Origin of the sequence: Ruegeria sp. PrR005 (assembly GCF_010500245.1) — a bacterium.
GTDB lineage: Bacteria > Pseudomonadota > Alphaproteobacteria > Rhodobacterales > Rhodobacteraceae > Ruegeria_B > Ruegeria_B marisflavi.
In genome coordinates this window covers 595,562-612,154 of record NZ_JAAGOX010000011.1, presented here as the reverse complement: position 1 = coordinate 612,154, position 16,593 = coordinate 595,562, and the positions used below count along the sequence as shown (strand labels likewise).

General features: G+C 62.0%; 20 protein-coding genes. 2 read left to right on the top strand and 18 right to left on the bottom strand.

Translation table 11 applies throughout. The features are described 5' to 3' along the window. Positions 1 to 5: 5 nt before the first annotated feature. From G0P99_RS09400 to G0P99_RS09330, 15 genes are all read right to left on the bottom strand, one after another. On the bottom strand, positions 6 to 782 hold the full coding sequence (locus G0P99_RS09400) for a TIGR02186 family protein (RefSeq protein WP_164129118.1): 777 nt from the start codon (positions 780 to 782) through the stop codon (positions 6 to 8). A gap of 1 nt (position 783) precedes the next feature. Continuing rightward, complete coding sequence (locus G0P99_RS09395; RefSeq protein WP_164129117.1) at positions 784 to 1,704, bottom strand: sulfite exporter TauE/SafE family protein; 921 nt, start codon at positions 1,702 to 1,704, stop codon at positions 784 to 786. A gap of 2 nt (positions 1,705 to 1,706) precedes the next feature. Then, positions 1,707 to 2,630, bottom strand: coding sequence for a sulfite exporter TauE/SafE family protein (locus tag G0P99_RS09390; protein ID WP_164129116.1), 924 nt, complete (start codon positions 2,628 to 2,630; stop codon positions 1,707 to 1,709). Between the two features lie 91 nt (positions 2,631 to 2,721). Next, positions 2,722 to 3,687, bottom strand: coding sequence for an ABC transporter permease (locus tag G0P99_RS09385; protein ID WP_164129115.1), 966 nt, complete (start codon positions 3,685 to 3,687; stop codon positions 2,722 to 2,724). Then, positions 3,687 to 4,781, bottom strand: coding sequence for an ABC transporter permease (locus G0P99_RS09380; RefSeq protein ID WP_164129114.1), 1,095 nt, complete (start codon positions 4,779 to 4,781; stop codon positions 3,687 to 3,689). Before G0P99_RS09380 ends, G0P99_RS09385 begins: the two co-directional genes overlap by 1 nt. Next, positions 4,781 to 6,310, bottom strand: a complete 1,530-nt coding sequence (locus tag G0P99_RS09375; protein ID WP_164129113.1) for an ABC transporter ATP-binding protein — start codon at positions 6,308 to 6,310, stop codon at positions 4,781 to 4,783. The genes G0P99_RS09380 and G0P99_RS09375 overlap by 1 nt, the downstream gene beginning before the upstream one ends. A 120-nt stretch (positions 6,311 to 6,430) precedes the next feature. After that, a complete protein-coding gene (locus tag G0P99_RS09370; RefSeq protein WP_164129112.1) occupies positions 6,431 to 7,429 on the bottom strand; it encodes a BMP family protein in 999 nt (332 codons plus the stop codon). Between the two features lie 156 nt (positions 7,430 to 7,585). Continuing rightward, entirely contained in the window at positions 7,586 to 7,999 is a 414-nt protein-coding gene (locus G0P99_RS09365; protein ID WP_164129111.1) for a GNAT family N-acetyltransferase, read from the bottom strand. Next, positions 7,996 to 8,586 (bottom strand): tRNA (adenosine(37)-N6)-threonylcarbamoyltransferase complex dimerization subunit type 1 TsaB, encoded by a 591-nt coding sequence (gene tsaB, locus G0P99_RS09360; RefSeq protein ID WP_164129110.1) that lies wholly within the window; start codon positions 8,584 to 8,586, stop codon positions 7,996 to 7,998. The genes G0P99_RS09365 and tsaB overlap by 4 nt, the downstream gene beginning before the upstream one ends. Then, positions 8,576 to 9,139, bottom strand: coding sequence for a NifU family protein (locus tag G0P99_RS09355; protein ID WP_164129109.1), 564 nt, complete (start codon positions 9,137 to 9,139; stop codon positions 8,576 to 8,578). Before G0P99_RS09355 ends, tsaB begins: the two co-directional genes overlap by 11 nt. Positions 9,140 to 9,209: 70 nt before the next feature. Then, positions 9,210 to 9,803: a 2-hydroxychromene-2-carboxylate isomerase gene (locus G0P99_RS09350; RefSeq protein ID WP_164129108.1), complete on the bottom strand. Its 594-nt coding sequence runs from the start codon at positions 9,801 to 9,803 to the stop codon at positions 9,210 to 9,212. A 10-nt stretch (positions 9,804 to 9,813) separates the two neighbouring features. After that, positions 9,814 to 10,269 (bottom strand): universal stress protein, encoded by a 456-nt coding sequence (locus G0P99_RS09345; protein ID WP_164129107.1) that lies wholly within the window; start codon positions 10,267 to 10,269, stop codon positions 9,814 to 9,816. A gap of 21 nt (positions 10,270 to 10,290) precedes the next feature. Beyond that, entirely contained in the window at positions 10,291 to 11,373 is a 1,083-nt protein-coding gene (locus G0P99_RS09340) for an AbrB family transcriptional regulator (protein WP_164129106.1), read from the bottom strand. Further along, positions 11,370 to 12,233: a branched-chain amino acid aminotransferase gene (locus tag G0P99_RS09335; protein ID WP_164129105.1), complete on the bottom strand. Its 864-nt coding sequence runs from the start codon at positions 12,231 to 12,233 to the stop codon at positions 11,370 to 11,372. The genes G0P99_RS09340 and G0P99_RS09335 overlap by 4 nt, the downstream gene beginning before the upstream one ends. Positions 12,234 to 12,293: 60 nt before the next feature. After that, positions 12,294 to 12,755: an Lrp/AsnC family transcriptional regulator gene (locus tag G0P99_RS09330; protein ID WP_164129104.1), complete on the bottom strand. Its 462-nt coding sequence runs from the start codon at positions 12,753 to 12,755 to the stop codon at positions 12,294 to 12,296. Between the two features lie 131 nt (positions 12,756 to 12,886). Here G0P99_RS09330 and G0P99_RS09325 point away from each other — a divergent pair, with 131 nt between their 5' ends. After that, positions 12,887 to 13,936, top strand: coding sequence for a Glu/Leu/Phe/Val dehydrogenase (locus G0P99_RS09325; protein ID WP_164129103.1), 1,050 nt, complete (start codon positions 12,887 to 12,889; stop codon positions 13,934 to 13,936). A 34-nt stretch (positions 13,937 to 13,970) separates the two neighbouring features. On the opposite strand, the gene G0P99_RS09320 is transcribed toward G0P99_RS09325, so the two are convergent. Together G0P99_RS09320 and trpS are read right to left on the bottom strand one after the other, a co-directional pair. Continuing rightward, the gene (locus G0P99_RS09320) at positions 13,971 to 14,456 is read right to left on the bottom strand and encodes a VOC family protein (protein ID WP_164129102.1); all 486 of its coding nucleotides are present in this window, start codon (positions 14,454 to 14,456) and stop codon (positions 13,971 to 13,973) included. Positions 14,457 to 14,543: 87 nt separating this feature from the next. After that, positions 14,544 to 15,572, bottom strand: coding sequence for a tryptophan--tRNA ligase (gene trpS / locus G0P99_RS09315; RefSeq protein ID WP_164129101.1), 1,029 nt, complete (start codon positions 15,570 to 15,572; stop codon positions 14,544 to 14,546). 85 nt (positions 15,573 to 15,657) lie between these two features. On the opposite strand from trpS, the gene G0P99_RS09310 reads away from it, so the two are divergent. Beyond that, positions 15,658 to 16,344, top strand: coding sequence for a rhomboid family intramembrane serine protease (locus G0P99_RS09310; RefSeq protein WP_164129100.1), 687 nt, complete (start codon positions 15,658 to 15,660; stop codon positions 16,342 to 16,344). 18 nt (positions 16,345 to 16,362) lie between these two features. On the opposite strand, the gene G0P99_RS09305 is transcribed toward G0P99_RS09310, so the two are convergent. Beyond that, positions 16,363 to 16,554 carry a DUF2892 domain-containing protein gene (locus G0P99_RS09305; RefSeq protein WP_164129099.1) on the bottom strand — a complete coding sequence of 64 codons (192 nt, stop codon included), beginning with the start codon at positions 16,552 to 16,554 and terminating at the stop codon, positions 16,363 to 16,365. Positions 16,555 to 16,593: the final 39 nt, after the last annotated feature.

Below are 16,593 nucleotides of genomic sequence, written 5' to 3'. Positions count from 1 at the left end.
CGGGATCAGGTGCCGCGTAGAGCCCGGAAGGCAGCCGAGGCGCCCCAGCCCGCCGCGATTGCGATGGCCAGTGACATCAACCCGTAGACAATGGGCTGCTGCCGCGACAGGTTGAACAGGAACCGTTCCAGCCCGACCTTTTGCACGTCGATCGTGGTTTGATAGGTCGACACGACCTTGCCGCCCCGCGTCAGGAATATCCGGGCCGAATAATTGCCTTCGGTCAAGTTTGCGGGCATGTCGATTTCGGTCCGGAACAAGGTCTGTTCGTCCACGGCCACGGTGTTTTCCCGTATGGAATAGAGCCTTTCGTTCGCCCGGATACGCACTACGGCTTCGGCGAATTCCTGGGCATTCTGGATGTTCATGTCAGCCCCAACCGAACGGATTGCCCGCTTGATCGAGATCTTGTGGCGCAAGTCCTCGGTGTCGGATATGGCCTCGTGAAACGGGCTGCTGGTCGCCACGGCATAAAAGCTGGGCGCTGAATCAACCAGAACGCTGTCGGCATTCACCCAGATCCCAAGCTTCTTTTCCTTGCGGCGTACGAGCACGGGGGCCGAAGGCCCGGAGACCGAGACGATGACCTGAAGGGGATCACCGTCCGGGATTGGTGTCTCTCGCTTGATCGCGCCAAAGATCAGGATGTCGGAGCCGTCGAAATTGGCTGTGATGGCAACGCGGTCCCGGCTGAGGCCAAGAACGACCTGCTCTTCGGTCGCCTGGGTGGACGCAGGGACGATCAGCGCGGCCAGGAATGCCAAAGAGGTGAGCACGCGCATCTCAATGTCCTCCGGCGGGGCCAAGCGAATAAAGTTCGCTTGGCATCAGAAGAAGGTCCAAGGCCAGTTTTCCGCAGACGGCCAGGACCAGGCCCGCCAGAAGAATGCGCAGCTGTTCCGCCTTCATCTTGCTGCCGATAACTGTGCCAATCTGCGCCCCGATAACCCCGCCAACCAGCAACAGCACGGCAAGAACGACATCCACCGTATAGTTGGTGGTGGCGTGCAGCATGGTCGTGAACGCGGTGACAAAGATGATCTGGAACAGTGAGGTACCGACCACAACCTTGGTCGGCATTCCAAGCAGGTAGATCATTGCCGGGACCATGATGAACCCGCCCCCGACGCCCATGATGGCCGACAGGACACCGACCAGCAGTCCGACGGCGAGCGGTGGAATGACCGAGATATAGAGGCCCGAAGTGCGAAACCGCATCTTCAGCGGCATGGCGTGAATCCAGCCGCGCTGCCGTCTTTTCGGGGGGGCGCCGCCGGGTCTGCGCGATTTGCGGATGGCGTTCAGACTCTCGACGAACATCAGCCCGCCAATTACGCCCAGAAAGACGACGTAGCAAAGCTTGACCAGCAGATCGACCTGACCCAGGCTCTTGAGGTGGTTGAACAACACAAGCCCCAGAGCGGCCCCGATCAGACCCCCGATCAGCAGGATCGTCCCCATTTTCAGGTCAACCGTCCGCCTTCGGAAATGCGCCAGAACGCCCGAAAACGAGGAGGCGACGATCTGGTTGGCCTCGGTGGCAACGGCGACTGCGGGAGGAATGCCGATAAAGAACAAAAGCGGCGTCATCAGAAAGCCGCCGCCGACCCCGAACATGCCCGACAGTATCCCGACCATCCCACCCAGGCCCAGAAGCAGAAAGGCATTTACTGAAACTTCGGCAATGGGGAGATATATCTGCACGCTCAGAACCCGCCTGGAACAGAAAGATTGAAATGGTCACCCGGTTCGAGCAGCAATTCGAACCCGATCTTGGTTGATACCGACAGTACAAGGAGCGACAGCAGAACGCGAAGTTGTTCCGCCTTGAGATAGGCGCCGATGCGGGTGCCCAACTGCGCGCCCAGCACCCCTCCGATCAGCAGAAACAGGGCCAGCACGATGTCGACAGAATAGTTGGTGGTCGCATGCATCATTGCCGTAAACCCGGCAACGAAGATGATCTGGAACAGCGAGGTGCCGATCACCACCTTGGTGGGCATGCCCAGGACGTAGATCATCGCCGGGACCATGATGAAGCCGCCGCCAACCCCCATGACCGCGGATAGGACACCGACGCCAAAACCCACCAGAACCGGCGGGATCGCGGAAATATAAAGGTTCGACGTGCGAAAGCGCACCTTCAACGGCAGGGATTGGACCCAACCGCGTTGTCTGCGTTTGTATGGCGCGGTCGGCACCGTGGCGCGCGACCGGCGTATCGCGTTGATGCTTTCGATGAACATCAGCCCGCCGATGACACCCAGAAACAGGACATAACAAAGCTGGACCGCCAGATCGACCTGGCCCAGGCTTTTCATCAGATTGAACAAGACCATTCCTGCGGCGGCACCGAACAGCCCCCCCAGCAGCAATACGCCGCCCATTTTCAGGTCAACTGTCCGCTTTCGAAGATGCGCCAGAACGCCCGAGATCGAAGACGCCACAACCTGATTGGCCGATGTTGCCACGGCGATTGCGGGGGGGATACCGATCATGAACAACATGGGCGTGATCAGAAAGCCGCCACCAACGCCGAACATGCCTGACAATACCCCCACGAACCCGCCGATCCCAAGCAAGACGACCGGGTTCGCTGACACTTCGGCGATGGGGAGGTATATCTGCATGTTTTTTGTTAAACTGCTCGCCCCCCATAAATCAACGAAGAATGCCGCCATGCAGCGAACAGGACTGAAATTACCTGTCGATCTGGCCCTATCAACGCTCTTTCACGTAGGGTTCGCCGCCTGCGCGGGGCGGAATCGCCTTGCCAACGAAACCGGCCAGGATGACCACGGTCAGAACATATGGCAGCGCGTCCATCACCTGCACCGGGATCACAACGCCGCCGAGGTCTATGTTCTGGAACCGCAGGGCGATTGCCTGCAAAAGGCCGAACAGCAGACAGGCCCACATGGCATGCCAAGGCCGCCATTTGGCAAAGATCAGCGCCGCCAGCGCGATAAAGCCGCGCCCGGCGGTCATGTCCTTGACGAACCCGGCCTGAAGCGCGGTGGCCAGATAGGCGCCGGCAATACCGCAGAGCACGCCACAGATCATTACGGCGGCGTAACGCAGCCCGACCACGGAAACACCTGCCGTGTCCACCGCTGCCGGGTTTTCGCCGACGGCCCGCAGGCGCAGGCCGAACCGGGTGCGGAACAACACCCACCAGGTCGCGGGAACCGCCAGGAAGGCGATGTAGACAAGGATCGAGTGACCGGACAACAGCTCGGAATAGACTGGTCCGACCACGGGAACACCGGCCAGGGTTTCGCTGAGCGGCCAGTCAATCGGACCAAACCGGCCGCCCCCGATCAGAGAAGGTGTGCGGCCGCCCTGCTGAAACCAGTCCTGCGCGATCAGAACGGTCATGCCCGCGGCGAGGAAGTTGATGGCGACGCCGGAAATAAGCTGGTTACCGCGAAAGGTGATCGAGGCGAGCCCATGCAGCCCGGCCAGCACCAGCGACGCCGCGATACCCGCCAGAAGGCCCAACCAGACCGAACCGGTGACGGCGGCGACGGCTGCGGAAAAGAAGGCGGACATCAGCATCTTGCCCTCGAGCCCGATGTCAAAGATGCCAGCACGTTCCGAAAACAGGCCCGCCAGGCACGCCAGCAGCAGCGGCGTGGCCAGGCGGACGGTGGAATCGAGAACCTGGATGATCGTCAGAAAGTCCATCACGCGTTGCCTTTCCGAAGGGCCAGGAAGATCTTTTCAAGCGGCATCCGCACCATGTTGTCGAGCGCCCCTGTGAACAGGATGACCAGCGCTTGAATGACGACGATCAACTCGCGCGGAATATTGGTCCACAGCGCCAGTTCCGCGCCGCCCTGGTAGAGAAACCCGAACAGGATCGCGGCCAGGAACACACCAAACGGGTGGCTGCGCCCCATCAGGGCGACGGCGATGCCGATGAACCCGGCGCCCTCGGTCGAGTTCAGTACCAGCCGCTCGGCCTCTCCCATCACATTGTTGATGGCCATGAGGCCGGCCAGGGCGCCTGAGATCAGCATGGCGATCATGGTGATCTTGTAGGGCGATATGCCAGCGTAAAGCGCGCCGGTCTCGGAGTGGCCATAGGCGCGAATCTCATATCCAAGCCGTGTCCGCCAGATCAGCGCCCAGACCACGACACAGGCCAGAACCGCAACCAGAAGAGAGACGTTGGCAGGGGCCGCCTTGGAAAAGTTGATACCGATCGGGGCCAATAGCTCGTGCAGGGTCGGGAGATGGACGCTCTCGTTAAACCGCGCGGTCGCGGGGTCCATGGAGCCCACCGGGCGCATCACGTTGACCAGCATATAGTTGAGAAAGGCCGCGGCGATGAAGTTGAACATGATCGTGGTGATCACGATATGGCTGCCCCTCCGGGCTTGCAGATAGGCCGGGATCGCCGCCCAGATCGCACCAAACAGCATCGAGGCTGCGCAGGCCGCCAGCAGCGCGATGGTCCAGTGTGGCCAGGGGACGTAGAGACAGACCAGAGCCACGCCAAGGCCGCCCAGCATCGCCTGCCCCTCGCCGCCGATGTTGAACAGGCGGGCATGAAAGGCGACGGCCACAGCCAGACCAGTGAACATGAAGTTGGTGGCGTAGTAGAGCGTATAACCCCAGCCATAGGTCGATCCCAGCGCGCCCGATACCATCATGTTGACGGCGGCCACCGGATCCTCGCCGATGCCAAGGATCACCAGCGCCGACAGGATTGCGGCCAGGATCAGGCTGATCAGCGGGATCAGCACCACATCGGCCCATTTGGGCATCTTGTCCATCAGGCGGCCTCCCCGTTGACACCGGCCATCAAGAGGCCGAGTTCCTTTTCGTTGGTTTCATGCGGCAAGCGTTCACCCATGATATGGCCGTCGAACATCACGGCGATCCGGTCGGCGAGTCCAAAGATTTCCTCCAGCTCGACCGAGACCAGCAGCACCGCCTTGCCCTGATCGCGCAGGGCGACGATCTGCTTGTGAATGAATTCGATGGCGCCGATATCGACGCCGCGCGTGGGCTGACCGACCAGCAACAGGTCGGGACTACGCTCGATCTCGCGCGCCACGACGATCTTTTGCTGGTTGCCGCCCGAGAAGTTCTTGGCCGCGAGCCACCCGTCGGCGGGGCGGACATCGAATTTCTCAATCTTGCGGTCGGTATCGGCGCGCAGGGCGGCATTGTTCATGAAGATGCCGGACTGATAGGCCGGGTCGTGGTGATAGCCAAAGGCCACGTTTTCCCAGGCGTGGAATTCCATGATCAACCCTTCGCGCTGGCGATCTTCGGGGACATGGGCCACATGGGCGGCGCGGCGGGCGCGGGCGTCGGATCCCGGGCCACTCAAGGGCAGGGGGGCGCCGTTCAGCCGGATCGCACCGCTGCCCGGACGCATTCCGCCCAGCACTTCGAGCAGTTCCGACTGCCCGTTGCCCGCGACACCGGCAATGCCCAGGATTTCGCCCGCGCGCACGGTCAGGTCGATACCCTTGACCCGTTCGACGCCCTTGTCATCGACCACGCGCAGGTTTTCGATCTCCAGGATCGGTTTGCCGGGCTGGGCGGGCACCTTGTCGACACGCAGCAGCACCTTGCGGCCCACCATCAACTCGGCCAGATGTTCGGGGCTGGTCTCGGCTGTCTTGACGGTGGCGGTCATCTCGCCGCGCCGCATCACGCTGACGGTATCGGTCGCCTCCATGATCTCGCGCAGCTTGTGGGTGATCAGGATGATCGTCTTGCCCTCATCCTTGAGCCGGTGAAGGATGCGGAACAGCTGATCTGCCTCGGCCGGGGTCAGCACGCCGGTCGGTTCGTCCAGGATCAGGATCTCCGCCTGGCGGTACAAAGCCTTGAGGATTTCCACCCGTTGCTGCTGGCCGACGCCGATCTCTTCGATCACCGCGTCTGGGTTCACGTTCAGCTCGTATTCCGCCGCCAGTTCGGCCAGTGTCTTGCGCGCCTTTGCCAGCGAAGGTTTCAGCAGGCCGCCGTCTTCGGCGCCGAGGATGATGTTTTCCAGAACGGTAAAGTTCTGTACCAGCTTGAAGTGCTGGAAGACCATGCCGATCCCGGCGGCAATGGCCGCCTGGCTATCGGGGATCTCGGTCTTTTTGCCGTTGATCCAGATCTCGCCCTTGTCGGCCTTGTAGAAGCCGTAAAGGATGCTCATCAGCGTGGATTTTCCAGCGCCGTTTTCTCCGATGATCCCGTGGATCGTGCCGGGGGCAACGCTGATCGAGATATCCTTGTTCGCTTGCACAGGCCCAAAGGCTTTGGATATCCCTTTGAGCTCGATGGCGGGGACTGTCATGTCTTGTCCTCGATGGCCGAAAAGACGCCTGTCCGAAAGCGGATGTCATCGCGAAGACGATCCGCCGGAGGAAACAAGCGGCAGGTGAGTGCGGGCCGGCGGACCGGCCCGCGTTCAGGATCAGAAGTTCACAGCCGGGCAGCTGTCATTCTCGTAATAGCTGACGACCTTCAGGTTGCCGTCGATGATGTCCTGGCGTGCCTTGTCAACCGCAGCCCTCATCTCGTCCGAGATCAGCGGCGCGTTGTTGTCGTCCAGCGCATAGCCGACGCCTTCTTCGGCGAGGCCCATGTTGAACACGCCGGTTTCCAGGTTCTCGCCTGCCTTCATCGCATCATAGACGGCCACGTCGACGCGTTTCAGCATCGAGGTCAGCACCTTGCCCGGGTGCAGGTGGTTCTGGTTGCTGTCGACACCGATCGACAGGATACCTTCGTCGGCGGCGGTTTGCAGCACGCCGACACCCGTGCCGCCAGCGGCGGCATAGACAACGTCAGCCCCCTGGCTGATCTGCGCCTTGGTCAGTTCCGAGCCCTTGACCGGGTCGTTCCAGGCCGCAGGCGTGGTGCCGGTCATGTTGGCCACGATCTTGACATCGGGGTTCACAGCCTTGGCGCCTTGGGCATAGCCGCAGCCGAAATGACGGATCAGCGGAATGTCCATGCCGCCGACAAAGCCGACGGTGCCCGATTTCGAGGCCATCGCCGCCAGCATGCCGACCAGATAGGAGCCTTCGTGCTCGGCAAAGCCGATCTGACGGATGTTCGGCGCATCCAGCCAGGTGACGTCAACGGCAACGAACTTGGTGTCGGGGTAATCCGCCGCCACGGCGCTCAGCGGATCGGCCATGGCAAAGCCCATGGTGATCACCGGGTTGGCGCCTGCCTCGGCAAAGCGGCGCAGGGCCTGCTCGCGCTGGGCCTCGGATTGCAGTTCGATCTCGCGGAAGCTGCCACCGGTCTCGTCGGCCCAACGCTTGGCACCGTTAAAGGCGGCTTCGTTGAAGGATTTGTCGAACTTGCCGCCCAGATCAAAGATCAGGGCAGGTTCGGCCAGCGCGGCGCCCGCTGTCAGCGCGACGGCTGTGGCGGCGCCCATCAGGGTTTTCATGAGGGTCATATTGTACTCCCGTTGGTTATTATTCCGGGGCGGTGGACAAATCCGGACACCCCGCTCATAGCGAGCAGAACTGCTGTGATGACGATAATTAAGGCCGGTTGCAATAGCGCGGGTCAACCGCTTTTTGACCGCATGGTCCGCAATTCGTGATTGCCGTCAGGGCAGAGCGCGTTCCATCATGATCGCATCCACCATTTCTCCGTCTGGCCGCCTGTAGTAGCCCTTGCGCCGTCCGCAGGGGGTGAAACCGCATCGGTCGTACAGCGCGATCGCCGCTGAATTGTCGGCGGCAACCTCCAGCAGGGCCCGTATGGCGCCCTGGCGGATAGCCATGGATAACCAGATCTGAATCCGGTCTCGGGCCAGACCTTGGCGGCGCAATTGCGGATTCGTGGCGATGGTCAGCATCTCGGTCTCGTCCGTGACCACCTGGAACACCGCGAAACAGTCGGTTGTTCCGATCACCTGCACGTGGTCGCTGTTCAAAAGGTCGGCGAACTCACTCTCGGTCCAGGGGCGCGACTGGTCAAAGGCCCGGGCATGGGCATGGGCCAAATCAGCAGGTGTCATTGATCCAGCAAGACGGGCGCCGTGTCGCGCGACGGCGCGGCGTCGGCCGGCCTGACATAGACCGGAGAGGGCGGGGTGGTGGTTGCACAGGCGCGAGAGGCGGCGAGTACCGCGATGGCCCGGATCAAGTCGAGTGCAGAGACATCTGTGTGCAGCGGTCCCGACAAGGCGGCTTCCGCGTGAGAGACCAGGGCGGTTTCAGCCCCCTCGGGACGGATGTAGTACTGTTCCCGTGGCGCCGGGATTGCAACGATCTGTCCCGCCGGTGTCACCGAATTTCGCGCATCGAACCCGTCAATCCCCACTGCGGGGATACCCAAGGCCAGAGCAAGGCCGCGCGCGGCGGAAACGGAAATCCGGATGCCGGTGAAGTTTCCGGGGCCAACACCCACGCCGATAGCGGTCAAATCACGCCAGGTCTTGCCAGCCTCTGACAGGATCTCTTCGAGCAACGGGAAAAGGCGTTCTGCCTGTCCACGGCCCATATCCTCGGTCCGTGCAACAACGATCCGCTCGCCCACCAGCAAAGCGGCCGCGCAATGCGCGGCCGATGTGTCGAATGCCAGAACGACCGGGTCAGACGGCAACGGGGCGCACCTCGGTCACTTCGGGGATGTAATGGCGCAGAAGGTTCTCGATCCCCATTTTCAGTGTCAGCGTGGACGAGGGGCAACCGGCGCAGGCGCCCTGCATGTGCAGATAGACCACGCCTCGATCAAAGCCGTGGAACGTGATGTCGCCGCCATCCTGGGCAACCGCCGGGCGCACCCGGCTGTCAAGCAAAGCCTTGATCTGGTTGACGATCTCGGAATCCTCGCCGCTGTGATCGGCATGGCCCGAAGCCGCCTGTGCATCCGCCGCCATCACGGGCTGGCCGGACTGGTAATGCTCCATCACCGCGCCCAGGATTGCCGGTTTGATATGGTCCCAGGCAACTGCGTCAGACTTGGTGACAGTCACGAAATCGTTGCCGAAAAACACACCGGTCACGCCATCCACCGCAAAGATTCGCGCCGCCAGAGGCGACTTTTCAGCGGCCTCGGCCGAAGGGAAATCTGCGGTGCCTGCGTCCAGAACGGTCTGTCCGGGCAGGAACTTCAGCGTTGCCGGATTGGGTGTGGATTCGGTCTGGATGAACATGGTCGGAATTCCTTATCTCTCTGGTCAGATATGAGGCCAGACCCCACCAATGTCAATCTTTGGAACGGTTCTAAAGTGTGGCGGCCAGGGCAAGTGCCTGGTCAAGCCGGTCGTCACCCCAGAACAGCTCTTCGCTTACGACAAAGCTGGGAGCGCCAAACAAACCCGCTTGAATGGCTCTTTCCCCCTGAGCAAACAGGGCTTTCTTGGTCTCTTCTGCCCGGGCCTGCTCCATCGCGTGCAGCGGTAATCCGGCTGTTTCCCAGCACTCGGCCAGAACCGCGGGGTTGGAGATATCTTGTCCCCGTCCGAACTCTGCCGTGAAAACAGCGCGGGTAAACGGCGCGATGTGGTCCAGTTCCCGGGCCACCAAAGCCAGGCGGGCGGCCGCCAGTCCATTTTGGGGAAAGGGATCCGGCCGGACAAATGGCAGGCCGCGCATTTCGCAAACCCGTTCCATGTCCCGCCACATGTAGCGGCCTTTGGACGGGTAGAGGTTGAACGGCGAGCTTGTCCATCCCTGCGCGGCAAAGATCGGCCCCAGCAGGAATGGCTCCCACACCACAGTTAAGCCATGCCGGTGTGCTGCCTCTTCGATCCGCATCGCCGACAGATAGGAATAGGTCGACGCGAACTCGAACCAGAAAACGATACGCCGGGCCATTGCTGGGCCTTTATGTGATCGCCTCGAGCTTTTCCTTGCTCAGATCGCCGGGAACGATGGTGATCGGGATCGGCAGGCTGCCGGACGACCGGCTCATCTGCGAGACAAGCGGGCCGGGGCCCTTCTTGTCCGTGCCTGCGCCCAAAACGAGGACACCGATTTCCGGGTCTTCCTGGATATGGGCGATGATCTCGGGGACGGGTTCTCCCTCGCGGATCACCAGTTCGGGCTCGACGCCCTGCTTGTCCCGCATCCATTTGGCAAACACTTCGAAATGCGCGTGGATGCGTTCGCGGGCCTCCTCGCGCATCACTTCGCCAACGCCGATCCAGTGATTGAACTCATCGGGCGGAATAATCGACAGAATGGCAACCCCGCCGCCTGTATGGGCGGCGCGCATCGCTGCGAACCGCATCGCGTTCAGGCATTCGCGGCTGTCATCCAGTACAACTAGGAACTTGCGCATGTCGGTCCTCCACAATCCCGGTCAATCTGCCTCAGGGGTCTGACGCTGTCCATCGCTTTTCCCGGCGGCCCGTCTCGCGACGTCCGTGGCGTAAAGGGTCAGGACAACGGCAAGGACCGACAATCGAAACAAATGTGCCGCCGCGACAAAACTGGGGTCCGCACCAAGGGCGGCGCTGAGGATGATCATCGTTTCGAGACCGCCGGGAGAAAACCCCAGCAGAACATCCAGCAGTGGCAATCCGGATAGATAAGCGGCGGGGAGCGCTGCCATGACAGCCAGACCTGTGGTCAGCCCGACAATGGCCAAGCCCGCGGCAAGGCTGCGGCGCAGGTCGCGCCAGCCCATACCGCCAAACCGGGTTCCGATCAGGCTTCCCATCAGAATCAGGGCCGCCTGTGACGCCCAACCGGGCAGTCCGCCCGATGTCCAGCCGCCGAAATGGGTCGTGGCGGCAACCAGAATTCCGGCGATCAGCACATGCGCGGGGAGTTTCAGCCGTTTCAACAGAGGCGCCAAGGCTAGCGCCGCGACTAGCTGGCCGAATATCCAGGTGCCCGGGGTGACCATCTGTGCCTGTGGCAAGCCCAGCCCCACCTCGATCCCGGCCAACGTGGCCGCCAGGGGAACCAGCAGGGTCAGTGCCATCAGGCGTATCGAGGCCAGCACCACCGGCCGGGTCAGCGACAAATGCAGGCTGTCGGCCAGTGCCACCACTAGGCTCAGATGACCGGGAGCGGAGGCCAGAAAGGCCTCGTCCCGGTCGATGGGCAGAAGGCGCGGGATCAACCAGCGCCCGGCCCACGGGGTCAACAGGGTCAGCACGGCGAGCAGGCCAAAGGCCACTGGCCAGCGTAGCATTGCATCGATGCTGTCAGGCCCAACCATCGAGCCGATACTGAGACCGACAATCAGAAAGCCGCCATCGCGCAGCATCGGCGAGATTTGCGGGTTCAGCCCAAACAGACCGGCCAGCGATACTGCGATCGCCGGTCCGGCCAGCAAGGCCATCGGCATGTGGACCAGTGCCGCAACCAGGGCCCCACAGCCGCCCAATGCCAGTGTCAGCAGGTTCTGGCGCAGGCCAAGTGTCAGCGCGGTCACGCGGTTGTTTTCGCCCAGTCCCAATAGAGCTCGCGCGCGCGACGGGCGACAGGGCCAACCTGGTACTGGGTATCGTCCAGCGCGGTGACCGGCGTCACCTTGCTCATGTTCCCGGACATGAACACTTCGTCAGCGGCATGGAAATCGGCGAAGGTCAGTACGGTTTCATGCACGTTGTAGCCATCCGCGCGCAGGTTCTTCATGTGCCGGGCCCGCGTGATGCCGGCCAGGAACGTCCCGTTGGCAATAGGGGTGAACACCTCGCCATCCTTGACCATGAAGATATTGGCGGTGGCGGTTTCGGCGACATTGCCCATGGCGTCCGCGACCAGCGCGTTGGAGAACCCCTTGGACCGGGCTTCTTGCAGCATACGGGCATTGTTCGGGTACAGGCATCCGGCCTTGGCATTGACAACCGCGTCTTCCAGCACGGGACGCCGGAACCGGGTTGTTGTCAGCGTTGCCGAGGCGGTGGCGGGCGCCATCGGGATCTCTTCCAGGCAGATCGCAAAACCGGTGGTGTCCGCATTGGGAACAATCGCGGTGATGTCGCCGTCGATACCCCAGTACATCGGCCGGATGTAGACGGCCTTGTCCTTGCCATAGGCCTTCAGCCCCTCGCGCACGATCTCGACCATGTCTTCGGTCGAGACGGTGGGTGTGACCATCAGCGCCTGGGCCGAACGGTTGACGCGCGCACAATGCGCCTCAAGGTCGGGGGCCATGCCGTCGAAATACCGTGCCCCGTCGAAAACGCCGGAACCCAGCCATGCACCATGATCCGCCGCGCGCATGATCGGCACGTCGCCGTCATGCCAGGATCCTTCGAAATAGGTGCGGATGTTCTTGCCAGTTGCCATGGTCGCCTCCTTCGGAATGCCGTCACGTTAGGCGCGGTTGGGTCAGAGGTCCAGACCTGTTTAGCGCCCCGTTGCAGGCAAGGCATCGCGCCGCACCATCGTGCGTAGGGCGAAGTTGGAGCGCAGATTTCGAATCCCGGGAATTTTCATCAGCCGGTTTTCCAGGAACCTGTCAAAGGCCGCCAGATCGGCGGCCACGACCCGTAGAAGAATGTCACGCGACCCGGTCATGAGGTAGCATTCCATCACCTCGTCGCAGCGCAGGATCGCCTTTTCAAAGGCGTCCACCGCCGCCCGGTCCTGTTTTTCCAGTTCGACCGAGACGAAGATGGAGACAGACAGCCCCAGTTTCGCGGGGTCCACAGTCGCGCTGTAGCCGGTGATCACCCCATCCCGTTGCAAACGGTCCAGCCGCCGGGCGCAGGGCGTGGGCGACAGCCCGACCTTGTCCGCCAACTCGGTGACGGTCATCCGGCCATCCTTTTGCAGGGCGCGGACGATCTTGTGGTCGATCTGATCCATTTGGGGGAAATCTCCATTCTGGCGATGATTTTTATAGTTTTCCTCTAACCTGATCTCATTCACCGCGCAATCTTGGTGAAAAACGGCGACCGGTCTGTGGCAGTTTCCGGCCAGGATATTCGGAGGATTCCATGCAGATTACCGCCGTAGAGGCACCCGACCATCAAGAGGTGGTGCGGATCGAGGACCGGGCCAGCGGGTTGGTCGGGTATATTGCCATTCACTCCACTCTGCGCGGCCCGGCTGCGGGCGGGGTGCGGATGCGCCGCTATGCGCAAGAGGTTGACGCGCTGACCGACGCACTGCGCCTGTCGCGCGGCATGACCTACAAGAACGCCGCGGCCGATCTGGCGTTGGGTGGCGGCAAGGCAGTGCTCATCGCCGACCCGGCGACACAGAAGACACCGGAATTGCTCGAAGCGTTCGGTATGGCGGTGTACACGCTGGACGGGCGCTACTGGACGGCCGAAGACATGGGTATGACCCCCGCCGATATGGCGCGGATCGGTACCCGCACGAGGTTTGTCGCCGGGCTGGCGGATGGGGCGTTCGCCAGCGGTGACCCTTCGCCAATCACCGCGCGCGGAATTTTCTATGCGATCCGTACGGCGGCGAAACACCGTCTGGGTTCCGTCGACCTGACGGGTCGTACCGTCGCTGTACAGGGGCTGGGCCATGTCGGGCATTATCTGTGCGGCTATCTGCATCAGGCTGGGGCGAAACTGATCGTGACCGATATCGACAGCGCCCAGGTGGCCCGTGTGGCAGAGCTTTATGACGCGACCGCCGTTGCCCCCGATGCGATCTATGGGGTCGATGCCGACATCTTTGCCCCCTGCGCCATTGGTGCGATCCTGAATGCCGAGACGATCCCGCAGCTGAAGGTTTCCGTTGTGGCCGGTGGCGCGAATAACCAGCTTGCCACACCGGATGACGGCAAGCGCCTGCACGCCCGTGGTATCCTTTATGCGCCGGACTACGTAGCAAACGGCGGCGGCATCATCAATGTGGCGACCGAGATCCAGCAGATTTCGGGGCGCGAGGCATGGGTGGCCGAAAAGCTGACAGCGCTTGACCGGACGATGGACCGGATCCTGACGCGCGCCCGTACTCTGGCCGTCAGCCCGGCAGAAGTCGCCGACGCGATTGTCGACGAGATCTTGCAGCCGAAAGCGGCGTAACTCGAACAGATTGGCCCCCTTCTCGGGGGCCGATCTATCCTGCGTCGGCGATAAGAGCGTGAAGGTCCAGCGGGTCGCTGCCCATGGCGAGGCTGCCATCGGGCAGGCGTGGCCATTCATCCACGGGTCGGTCGCGATAAAGCTCCACCCCGTTTCCGTCCGGGTCTCTCAGATACACCGCCTCGCTGACCCCGTGGTCGGCGGCACCATCCAGCGGCACGCCGGACTCAAGCACATGGCGCACGGCTGTGCCAAGGGCCTTTCGATCGGGGTACAGGAAAGCCGAATGGTAAAGACCGGTTGCCCGTGCAGGCGGCTGGGGGCCGCCCCGGCTGTGCCAGGTGTTCAGCCCGATATGGTGGTGATATCCGCCAGCCCCGAGAAAGGCGGCGCTGTCACCGAATTTCTGCTGCAACTCGAACCCCAGGACATCGCGATAGAACGCGATGGACCGGTCGAGGTCGGATACTTTCAGATGAACATGGCCGACACAGGTGCCAGCCGGGGCGGTATAGGTCATGGCGCGTCTCCTTTCCCCTGAATATCGGGCGAAGACGCGCCATGCGAAAGGCCGAAATCCCGCGCAAATCGCCTGCGCGGGTGCACATCATCCGCGTGCGGACGAGACCACGCCCACGATGTCGTAGGTCTGCCGCAGGATCGGTTCGGCGATGATGCGGGCGCGTTCGGCGCCACGGGCCAGGATGCGGTCGATCTCGGCCTGATCGTTCATCAGACGTGCCATCTCGGACGAGATCGGGGACAGTTTCGCAACGGCCAGTTCGGCCAGCATCGGCTTGAACTCGCCAAATTGCTTGCCACCCACATCCGCCAGCACCTGTTCGACGCTCTGGTCGGCAAGGGCGGCATAGATGTTGATCAGGTTGCGAGCGTCCGGCCGCCCCTCCAGCCCGTCGATCTCCGAGGGCAGGGCGTCGGGGTCGGTCTTGGCCTTGCGGATCTTTTGCGCGATGGCGTCGGCACCGTCGGTCATGTTGATCCGGCTCATGTCGGAGGGGTCGGATTTCGACATTTTCTTGGTGCCGTCGCGCAGGCTCATCACCCGGGTTGCGGCGCCCTCGATCACCGGTTCGGTGACCGGAAAGAAATCGACACCGAAATCGTTGTTGAACTTGATGGCGATGTCGCGGGTCAGTTCCAGATGCTGTTTCTGGTCCTCGCCTACCGGCACATGGGTGGCATGATAGATCAGGATATCGGCGGCCATCAGCGACGGATAGGCAAACAGGCCCAGCGATGCGTTCTGCTGGTTCTTGCCGGCCTTGTCCTTCCACTGGGTCATGCGCTGCATCCAGCCCATGCGCGCGACACAGTTGAAGATCCAGGCCAGTTGCGCATGTTCGGGCACCTGGCTTTGATTGAACAGGATCGACTGTTCCGGGTCGATTCCGGCTGCGATAAAGCCTGCGCACAGTTCCCGCGTGGAATGCGCAAGTTCCTTGGGGTCTTGCCAGACGGTAATCGCGTGGAGATCGACCATGCAGTACACGGTCTCCATCTCTGGTCCCTGCATATCCACAAATCGCTTGAGCGCACCGAGGTAGTTACCAAGATGCAGGTTTCCCGAAGGCTGAATGCCGGAAAACACGCGCGGCGTGAATTTGGTTTCGGTCATGATGGGGAACTCCCGTCTGGAAAATTCGGCCCCCGTCGCTTACCCATGAGGCAAAGGGACGTCAACAGCCGGGAAAGGCCCGCCCATGAGCAGTGATAACGATACATCGCCCGTGAACCCCCTGCCGCCCGTCGTGGTGGCGTTGGTGCTGTTCATCATCGGGATAGAACTGGCCTTTTCGCTTGGCGCGCGGGGGATCGTCGGGGGGCCGCAGGCGGTGGGCTGGCGGCTGGCGGCGATGCAGTCTTATGCGTTTTCACCCGATATCCTGGCCTGGATGTGGGACTCCGGACGCTGGCCTGTCGAACATGTGATCCGGTTTGTGACCTATCCGTTCGTCAATGTGTCCTTTACCCAGTCGCTCTTTGTCTGCGTCTTTGTGCTGGCGATGGGCAAGATGGTGGCCGAAAGCTTTGGCAGCGTTGCCATGCTGGTGGTGTTCATCGCTTCGGGTGCCGTGGGCGCACTGGGCTATGGTGTCCTCACCGACTCGCCGGTGGCGCTGGTTGGAGGCTTCCCGCCGGTCTATGGGCTGATCGGCGCCTTTACCTGGCTTTTGTGGCGCAACCTTTCACGGGTGGGCGAGAATCAGGCCCGCGCCTTCAGCCTGATCGCGTTCCTGATGGGGGCGCAACTGTTGTTCGGGCTTTTGTTTGGCGGTGGCCTCGACTGGGTGGCCGACCTTGCCGGATTTGCGACCGGGTTTGCGCTGTCCTTCTTTCTGGCGCCCGGCGGCTGGTCCCGTATCCGCGGCCGGATCCGTCACGATTGACGGCCCGGCCGCCAGAGGTCACTTCTTCAGCGGGCAGGTGCTGATGCCGAAAATGCTGTAGAGCGGGCAACTGCCGACCAGACCGGTCAGAAGCGGTACGATGCCGATCAGACCCCACATGGTTTGCGGGCCGACGACAGTCAGCGAGAGCAGGATCAGCCCAAGGATGATTCGGGCTGCACGATCAAGGGTGCCTTCGTTACGGGTCATGTCCGGGTTCCTTCCTGGATGATATGGATGCCCCGGTTC

Bases quoted from the DNA above. Each gene is read 5' to 3' on its own strand.
- G0P99_RS09335 (WP_164129105.1), bottom strand. From the start codon at position 12,233: ATGGCAACTGGCAAGAACATCCGCACCTATTTCGAAGGATCCTGGCAT.
- G0P99_RS09385 (WP_164129115.1), bottom strand. From the start codon at position 3,687: ATGGACTTTCTGACGATCATCCAGGTTCTCGATTCCACCGTCCGCCTG.
- G0P99_RS09355 (WP_164129109.1), bottom strand. From the start codon at position 9,139: ATGTTCATCCAGACCGAATCCACACCCAATCCGGCAACGCTGAAGTTC.
- G0P99_RS09310 (WP_164129100.1), top strand. From the start codon at position 15,658: ATGAGCAGTGATAACGATACATCGCCCGTGAACCCCCTGCCGCCCGTC.
- G0P99_RS09330 (WP_164129104.1), bottom strand. From the start codon at position 12,755: ATGGATCAGATCGACCACAAGATCGTCCGCGCCCTGCAAAAGGATGGC.
- trpS (WP_164129101.1), bottom strand. From the start codon at position 15,572: ATGACCGAAACCAAATTCACGCCGCGCGTGTTTTCCGGCATTCAGCCT.
- G0P99_RS09350 (WP_164129108.1), bottom strand. From the start codon at position 9,803: ATGGCCCGGCGTATCGTTTTCTGGTTCGAGTTCGCGTCGACCTATTCC.
- G0P99_RS09375 (WP_164129113.1), bottom strand. From the start codon at position 6,310: ATGACAGTCCCCGCCATCGAGCTCAAAGGGATATCCAAAGCCTTTGGG.
- G0P99_RS09345 (WP_164129107.1), bottom strand. From the start codon at position 10,269: ATGCGCAAGTTCCTAGTTGTACTGGATGACAGCCGCGAATGCCTGAAC.
- G0P99_RS09325 (WP_164129103.1), top strand. From the start codon at position 12,887: ATGCAGATTACCGCCGTAGAGGCACCCGACCATCAAGAGGTGGTGCGG.
- G0P99_RS09305 (WP_164129099.1), bottom strand. From the start codon at position 16,554: ATGACCCGTAACGAAGGCACCCTTGATCGTGCAGCCCGAATCATCCTT.
- G0P99_RS09370 (WP_164129112.1), bottom strand. From the start codon at position 7,429: ATGACCCTCATGAAAACCCTGATGGGCGCCGCCACAGCCGTCGCGCTG.
- G0P99_RS09365 (WP_164129111.1), bottom strand. From the start codon at position 7,999: ATGACACCTGCTGATTTGGCCCATGCCCATGCCCGGGCCTTTGACCAG.
- G0P99_RS09320 (WP_164129102.1), bottom strand. From the start codon at position 14,456: ATGACCTATACCGCCCCGGCTGGCACCTGTGTCGGCCATGTTCATCTG.
- G0P99_RS09390 (WP_164129116.1), bottom strand. From the start codon at position 2,630: ATGCAGATATACCTCCCCATCGCCGAAGTGTCAGCGAACCCGGTCGTC.
- G0P99_RS09400 (WP_164129118.1), bottom strand. From the start codon at position 782: ATGCGCGTGCTCACCTCTTTGGCATTCCTGGCCGCGCTGATCGTCCCT.
- G0P99_RS09380 (WP_164129114.1), bottom strand. From the start codon at position 4,781: ATGGACAAGATGCCCAAATGGGCCGATGTGGTGCTGATCCCGCTGATC.